Below are 8101 nucleotides of genomic sequence, written 5' to 3'. Positions count from 1 at the left end.
GGGGCGAAGCAGACGGGAAATGGGTATCAGGTCGCCTGGAGCATCCCCGGCGCGGACCAATATACTGTCTGGACCACCGACGCCAACGGCAATTACGTCGGCAGCCCCACGGGCGTTTTGTCGGGCGTGAGCGCGACGCTGCGGGCTGTGGAAGCCTACTTTGGCGACGGCGCCTTCGCCGGCGCCCAGCCGGCGTCGCCGACGACCCCGATTGCGACCAATGGCGTCACGACGCTGGCGCAGGTCGGGAACCTGTACGAGTTGAATCCCGCCAGCGGGGGGACCGGGCCGTTGCTCCAGTACCAGAACAGCTTCGTCACTGCCGGCCAGTTCGGTGGCTGGACGCCGGTCGGGGCGAAGCAGACGGGAAATGGGTATCAGGTCGCCTGGAGCATCCCCGGCGCGGACCAATATACTGTCTGGACCACCGACGCCAACGGCAATTACGTCGGCAGCCCCACGGGCGTTTTGTCGGGCGCGAGCGCGACGCTACGGGGGGTGGAAGCCAACTTTGGCGACGGCAGCTTCACCGGTCCCGGGCCGCAGCTGTCGTCGACGACAACGATCGCTTCGACATATGCAAACGCAACCGGCGGGGGAACGCCATCGACAGGCTCCTCCGAAAACAACCGGATCACGCTCGGTTCGGGAAACAATGTCGTAATCGGCGGGTCCGGGTCGAACGCGATCACGCTCGGCGCTTATGGCTCAGACGACGTTATCGGAGCCAACGGTCAGGCGAATTTCACCAACGGGGTGTTGACAGCCATTCAATCGTCCGACCCCGCGAACGCCGGAAACAACACGATCAGCGGAGCGAATGGAACCCCGGCCGGATCGGGCGGAAGCGTGATCATCGGCGGCTCCGGGTCCAACGTCATCACGATCGGAGGTTCGAACAACACGATTTTTGGCGCGAACGGCGAGGCGACCTTTGGGAGTACGGGACAGATCCTGGCCGCCCAGAGCATCTATACGGCGAGCGCCGGGAACAACGTGATCACAGCGCCCGGCAGCGGCAACTTCATTATCGGCGGTTCGGGCTCCAACACCATCACGCTCGGCGCTTCGGGACCGGCAGTCGTGATCGGCGCGAACGGCGAGGCTCTCTTCACGAGCGGAGTGCTGACGACGATTGAATCGATTGATCCAGCCTACGCCGGCAATAACACGATCACGGGGCCAAACGACTCGCCGGGCGGATCGGGCGGAAGCGTGATCATCGGGGGCTCAAAATCGAACAAGATCACGATTGCCGGCTCCGGCAACACGATAATCGGCGCCAATGGCGAAGCGATGTTCTCGACGTCGGGAGTGCTCCTGACCGCTCAACTTATCTATCCTGCGAGCGCCGGAAACAACGCGATCACGGTGACCGGAACCGGGAACCTGATTATCGGCGGTTCCGGCATCAACACGATTGTGGCGCCTCCGGGCAATAAAATCGTGGAAAACGAGGACGGTGATAACCCCGCCGCCCATTTGGCGAGCGCCTCCTCATCCGGTGACGGCAACGTCGAGGCTTCCTCACCGACCAGTGGCGCGTCGGCCTCGTCCGAAGCCGGCCCCGGCGCCGACGACCCCATCGTCGCTTACTCGCTCGGCGAGTTGGCGAGGAACTGGCGGATCTCGATGGACGAGGTCTCCGCTTCGGGCGATAATTTCGGGACCGTATCGATCGATAAGGCCGTCTCGGCCAAGGACCTGATTATTCGGGCGATCCGCGACAGCGAAATCGTTGTCGAGGTCTCGGACGGCGATGTCGCGGATGCCGACGCCGCGTTCTGGCTGTTCGACGACATCGATGGCCGTCTCATTCCACCCGATCCGGAGCCAGTGACCATCGTCCTAGACCACCTCGACGCGGCTCCAATCGACAAGCCGGCCTCGCATGCGATCGGGCATTCCGGGGTCGATCGATCGGGCGACGCGCCCAGGACCTGGTTTGGAGCGTTGGGGCATTTTGGGCGCGAGGCCGCCAGGGCTTGGTTCGACATCTGACGGTCGCAGGAGACGATGGCGTCGCCGATGTTTGCGGCATTCTCATATAAGACCATCGGTCCTTTTCAAGGGCCGATGGTATAGGGGGTGAACCGCGCCGCCAGTCGTCCGGAGCTTTCAGGCATGAACGATCGCGCCCCTGTGATCGCCGTAGCAGGCATTCCTGGCGCAGGCAAAAGTGCGCTCGTTAGCGCGCTGGCGAGCCGCATGGCGGCTCAGGTCGTGGAGTACGATCAGTTCCAGACTCTTACGCGCATGTCGGTGCGGGAAATCGAAGACTGGTTTCGCCGTGGCGGCGACCCGAACGAATTCGCTCTCATCGAACTTATCGATGAATTGACGCGGCGGACGCTCAAGTCGGGAACGGAAATGCGCGCGGTTGTGCTGTTTGAGACGCCTTTTGGGCGCCTCCACCGCGGGACGGGCGGGTTTATCGACCTTCTCGTCTGGGTGGACACGCCGTTCGATGTCGCCCTCTCTCGGGCGATGTTAGCGGCAATCGAGATGTTCAGTCGCCAAAATGCGTCTGGTCAGGCTTCGGAATTTCTCGCCTGGCAGCGTCAATATCTGCTCAACTATCCGATTTTGAGGGACATGTACCTTGCTCAACACAAAGCAATCATAGCGGATGCGGAACTGATCGTCGACGGCCGCCTCACGACGCTTGCCTTGGCCGACCTCGTGGTCGGCGCGCTTCGGCAACGTTCCATTCCAGCTTATACCAACCGCCCTTGATAAGGACCGATGGTATCCGCTCCAACTGGAGCGGCGCCGGCTGACGCCGGTGAGCGCCGGTAGGGCGTCGATAGACGCCCATCCTTGCGGACGGGCTATGGCTTCCGACCAGTCGCAAGCGAAGGCCAATGGTAATAGCCGTTCCCATCAAGGGGTTGTGCGCTCTGCGGACGCGTCGCGGGAAGCGGGCTTCTCAGGTATGCTGAAGGTGACTCGGCAGCGTAGCCCGGCAGGCACCGTGTAATCGGAGTTGGCCAGTCGTAGCCGTACGCCAAACGTGCCGCTTGCGGCGTCGAACACTTGGTCCACGACGCTCACTTCCGCATCGCGGTCTCCCCCGACCGGATCGTTCGGACGCACTTTCGCCTTGTCGCCGATCTTCACCTCGCCATAGTAGCGCACCGGCAGGTACGTCTCGGCATTCAAGGGATCGATACGCGCGACGCTGACAATGTTCGATTCCTGATTGACATATTCGCCTGGACCCAGATTGCGCTGGGTGACGACGCCGTCAATCGGACTGCGGATGGTCCGCTGATCAAGCATGGCCTTCGATCGCTGCAGGTCGATTTCCGCCATGCGCTTGTTGAGAACCGCGAGAGCCACTTCCTGCTTGGCGACGTTGAAATCGGCCTGCGCGTTCTCGACGTCCTGGGGGCTGCCGACATGCGATTCCTGCAAGCCGCGCTTGCGGTTGATGATGCCTGTCTTCTGGGCGAGTATGGCCTGCTTGGCCTCGATTTCAGCGGTGCTTTCGGCCCGCGCGCGATTAAACAGAACGGCGGCCTCCTCGACGGCTGACTCGACATGAGCGATCACTTGACCGCGCTTGACGACATCTCCGCGTTCAGCTTGAACGTCGGCGAGAAGGCTGGAAACCGGGCTGCCGAGTTTGACGGTGAGCGATGGCTCGAGCACGCAATCGAACGTCGCGGCGCGCACAGACGAATTGCAGGTTGCAAGGGCAACGAAAAAGATTCCGGCTAGAGCCTTATCCGATCCGATTGAATCGGATCGGGGCTCCAGTTTCTTACTTTTACGCGTTTTCTTCACGCGAACCTGTATCCACTTCGCTGGAAAACGCTCTAAGGCATGCCCCAAACGCCACTCGAAGCAGGAGACTGTCGTCGTCAAATCCATTTTCCCCATCATGCGCGCGCGATCGATTTGGCAAGCGTTAGTAACACTAAGATAGAGATGAGAGGTGTTTCAAGTCATTCCGGTTTGCCTGTAAACGCCAAGGTCTTAATCTGCCACTGGTCGGAGCGCAACAGTTGCGCCCGCATACGCGCGTGCAGCCGTTCCGCGCGCCACTGCGCGTATTCCGAGACTAAACGACCCATCCAGTCGCCCGTCGCGCCGTGCGCCAATTTGGCGAACTGCGATAGCGCGAGTCCGGATTCTGTTTCCAACAGAGGATCTTCCAGCGAAAGGATCGCCAGGAAGCATCCTGGCTCCCCTTGCCGGCCGCTGCGGCCAGCGAGCTGGAGATCGATCCGTCGAGCGTCGTGTCGTTCGCTCATGATGACATGCAGTCCGCCGAGCGCGGCGACGCCTTCGCCAAGGTGAATATCCGTTCCGCGTCCCGCCATGTTCGTGGCGACCGTGACGCGGCCCTTCTGGCCGGCCTGAGCGATGATCTCAGCTTCGCGGCTGTCTTGCAGCGCATTGAGCACCGTGTGCGGAACTCCAGCCTTTCGCAATTCGACGCTGGCGCGCTCCGAACTCGCAACCGAGCTTGTGCCGATCAGAATCGGGGCGCCGCGCGCGTGCAGGTCCTTCACGTGCGCGACGATCGTCCGCCACTTGATTTCGCCGGTGGCGACGACGATGTCGGGCATATGGATCCGCTTGACCGGTTTGTCCGTCGGGATCGCGACCACGGGGAGACGATAGACTCGCCAAAGCTCGCGGGCGACCGGCCGCAAGGTTCCGCTCATACCCGCGAGCAGGCGATAGCGGCGAAAAAAGCGCTGGTAGGTCATCCGGGCGATAGTTCGGCGGTGCGCCGATAATGCGCACCCCTCCTTGTGCTCGATAAGTTGATGGAGGCCGTCGCTCCAGAATCGGTCGGGCATGATACGTCCCGTATATTCGTCGACGATCTTAACCTTGCCTTCCGAGACCACATATTGCTGACCCGGATGAAACAGGTGGACCGCGGTCAGCGCCTGTCGCGCCAGTTCTTCACGCGCCACGACGCCGCGCCAATGGCTCGCGAACGCTCCCGCGAACGCGGCGACGCGCGTCTGCCCCAGAGGCGTCAGATAGACGCGGCGCTCTTCAATCGAGACGACGTAATCGGCGCCGGCGCGCATGTCTCGGGCAAGAGCGAGCGCTTCGGCGACGGTGGCGGCGTCCATCGCCGATTCCTCCGGGCCCGAGATGATCAGGGGCGTTCTCGCCTCATCGATGAGGACGCTGTCAGCCTCATCGACAAGAGCGAAGTGCAGGCCGCGCATCCGAAGGCGAGTTGTGCGCGGGATCGCCGTATGGATCGCTTCGACCTTCAACGTCAGGTCGCCCGCGGCCTGACCGAGCGCCATTCGGTCGCGCAGGTAATCGAAAGCAAGCTCCTTATTCGTGCAGTAGACGATATCGCAAGCGTATGCCGCGTGACGTTCCGTGTAACTTTGTCCGCCGATCACCACCCCCACGCTCAAGCCAAGTCGCTCATAAAGCGGACCCATCAGTTCAGCGTCGCGTTGAGCGAGGTAGTCGTTGACGGTGACGATGTGAATAGGCACGCCGGCGAGGCCCGCCGTTCCGGCCACCAGCGTCGCAGTCAGTGTCTTGCCCTCTCCGGTGGCCATTTCGGCAAGCATCCCGTTGACCATCGCAAACGCGCCGACGATCTGCACGTCGTAATGCCGTTTGCCCAGGACGCGGCTCGATAGCTCGCGGATGAGAGCGAAAGCGCGCCCCGTCAATTCGTCCGGGAAACCTGGATGACGGCGCAACTCCGCCGCAATCGGCCGGCTCGCCCGGACGAGGCCCTCTGTCGCCAGCGCGGCAAACTCGTCCTCGTGGCGCCGGACGAGCGGGAGAATTCGCCACAGGCGGCGCGCGCGGTTTCGAGAGGTTCCCGCAACGAGCACGGCCTGCGCGGCGAGCGTCGCTCGTTCGAAGGCGTTCTCTTTTGGCTCGGTCTTCTCCGGGTAGAGGCGAAGCGCGGGCAGCTTCGGCGCGAACGTCATCCCGGTTCGATCGGTATCATCCACGGAACTGGCCAAGGAAGAACTGGCGCGCGGAGCGGATGACGCGCCACGCGATCGGTTGATCTTCGAATGAAAAGCGCACGTAGGCCCGCATGCCAAGGTAGCGGACGCGGGTCGGTTCGAGGAGTTCGATCTCCACGAGGAAGAATCGGAAGAGCGCCGCCGGTTGCTGGCCGCGCGAGGGATCCAGGGTGATCTCGCCCCCGCCGCGGGTCGTCAGGGCGAGGCTGGGGACGTTTTGTTGGGCGGCCGGCGTTTCGCGACGAATGCGCGCCGCGATCGGGTGATCGATGTCGTCGGCGAGGCGCACCTGCACGGTCGCCTTCGAATTCCGAATGAGGTCGATATCGGATTGGGGAACCAGCAACTGAATGACGGGATCGTGGGCGCCGATAACGTAGCCGAGCAGTTCGCCGCGTTTGGCGAAACGGCCGGGCAAATCTTCGGCGCGCGCCATCACGAAGCGGCCCGGATGATCGGCGGAGACCGTCAGATCGCGTTGTCGGTTGTGAAAGGTGTCGAGCTTGGTCTCGAGATGATGGGCTTGATCCGAAAACATCTCGGCCTGGACCCGGTCGATGTCCTTGACGGCTTCGAGCCGATTTAGCGTCTCATCAAGTTGGGCGGTAAGCACGGCCACGTGCGCGCGCAGAGCGGGGTCATCCATTGCAACAAGCGGCTGGCGCGCTTCCACTTCGGTCCCGGGGGGCGCCTTCACTTCCCGGACAAACCCCGCGGTCTTTGCGCGGAGTTCGGCTTGGTCAGGAAACACCACAACTCCGTCCGCGACCGTTGCGTAAGGCAAGGGGATGAGGAACAAAGCGGCCGACGCGGCGATCGCGAGCCCGGCCATGACGCCAAACGCGCGCCGCCTGCGGCCCTGCAAGCGCGGGCTCGCCGCGAGAAACTTCAGTCCTTTGTAAAGCGGCAGCAGGAAGATGGCCGCAAGCGACCAGATCGCCATCGCGGAGCCAATCACGATGAATTTGTTTGCCAGGAAAAGCGCTATGCCGATCGAGACCACCATGCGGTAGGCGAAGGACGAGATCGCGTAGAGCAGGAACCACACGGCCTCGCCGGGCGCCGTCGCCGGCGATTCGACGTCGTCGATTTTGAGCAGCCGCTTCTGGATCAGATAGAGGAAATATGCGTTCGAACGGCTCGCAAGATTTGGAATTTCTATCAAGTCGGAAAAAATATAATAGCCGTCGAACCGGAGCAGGGGATTGCCGTTGAAAAGCAGGGTGGACACCCCGCCGACAAGCATGACGTTGAAGGCGATCGTGCGGCCAAGACCTGGGGCGGCGTGCAACCATACGAACATGGCGATGGCGGCGAGAGCTGTTTCGACCATGATGCCGGCGGCGCCGACGATGATGCGCCGGCGTTTCTGCCTGAAGGCAGCGGAGGCCGATGCGTCCACATAGAGAATGGGAATAAAAACCAGCAGCATCACGCCGATCTCGTGGACCTCCCCGCCCCAAATCTTGGTGGCGTACGCATGCCCAAGCTCGTGCAGGCTCTTGATCACCGGGTAGACGCACATGATCAGCGCGAGATTTTCGGCGGCGAGCACCCGATCGGCCAGGTCGGACGTCAATTCGGACCAATGCAACGTCGCAAGGACGAGGGCGCTGGCGATCAGAACGAGCCAACCGAGAAAGCCGGCGATCGAGAACAATGGCCGCACAAGAGACTGCGTGGCGTCGAGGAAGCGATCGGGATCGAAAAGCGGAAGCCGGAACGCTATAGGATTGCGCAACTGCTGCATGACCCGGCGCTGGCCCGCCTGTTCCGCGCGTTCGGCCATCTCGCCGAAATCGGGCGGCAATTCTCCCTGGAGCAGGTCGGCGCTATGCAGTTGGGCGAGGAGTTGGATCGTTTCGTCCTGCGTGGGCGGGTCCTCGGCGGACTTGCGACCCGCAGCCTCCCAAATCTCTCCCACCGTCCGCCTGCCGTCCATCAGGCTCAGCATCAGATTTGCGATAGACGAGAGACGGTGGAAACGGCCTGTCTGGTGATCCTGGAGGACATACCAAATCTTGCCGCGGAATACATGCCGGTGCGTGGCTGTATGCGGGCGCAGGCGCGGCTTGAGGTCCGCGACCCTGTACCAGGAACTGCTGAAAAGCGATTTGCTCATGCTT

Annotated in this window: 4 protein-coding genes and 1 pseudogene; 2 read left to right on the top strand and 3 right to left on the bottom strand. The window is 62.3% G+C overall.

The annotated features are described in order from the left end of the window. Window positions 1-2001, top strand: a pseudogene (locus tag QZY01_RS17540) (hypothetical protein); the annotation flags it as partial. Window positions 2002-2124: 123 nt separating this feature from the next. Further along, a complete protein-coding gene (locus QZY01_RS17535) occupies window positions 2125-2736 on the top strand; it encodes an AAA family ATPase (RefSeq protein ID WP_294539747.1) in 612 nt (203 codons plus the stop codon). A 147-nt stretch (window positions 2737-2883) separates the two neighbouring features. Here the strand turns inward: QZY01_RS17535 and QZY01_RS17530 are convergent, their stop codons facing one another. The 3 genes from QZY01_RS17530 to QZY01_RS17520 form a co-directional block, all read right to left on the bottom strand. Next, a complete protein-coding gene (locus QZY01_RS17530) occupies window positions 2884-3870 on the bottom strand; it encodes an efflux RND transporter periplasmic adaptor subunit (protein WP_294539739.1) in 987 nt (328 codons plus the stop codon). 80 nt (window positions 3871-3950) lie between these two features. Beyond that, entirely contained in the window at window positions 3951-5933 is a 1983-nt protein-coding gene (locus QZY01_RS17525; RefSeq protein ID WP_294539737.1) for a preprotein translocase subunit SecA, read from the bottom strand. A 16-nt stretch (window positions 5934-5949) separates the two neighbouring features. After that, the gene (locus QZY01_RS17520) at window positions 5950-8097 is read right to left on the bottom strand and encodes a PqqD family peptide modification chaperone (protein ID WP_294539735.1); all 2148 of its coding nucleotides are present in this window, start codon (window positions 8095-8097) and stop codon (window positions 5950-5952) included. Window positions 8098-8101 lie beyond the last annotated feature (4 nt).

The organism is uncultured Rhodoblastus sp. (genome assembly GCF_903903185.1).
Classification (GTDB): domain Bacteria; phylum Pseudomonadota; class Alphaproteobacteria; order Rhizobiales; family Beijerinckiaceae; genus Rhodoblastus.
Note: the sequence above shows the minus strand (reverse complement) of the source record. Positions and strands in the feature narration are given on the sequence as shown.

Coding starts and splice junctions, on each gene's coding strand:
- QZY01_RS17520 (WP_294539735.1), bottom strand. CDS start 8,097: ATGAGCAAATCGCTTTTCAGCAGTTCCTGGTACAGGGTCGCGGACCTC.
- QZY01_RS17535 (WP_294539747.1), top strand. CDS start 2,125: ATGAACGATCGCGCCCCTGTGATCGCCGTAGCAGGCATTCCTGGCGCA.
- QZY01_RS17525 (WP_294539737.1), bottom strand. CDS start 5,933: ATGACGTTCGCGCCGAAGCTGCCCGCGCTTCGCCTCTACCCGGAGAAG.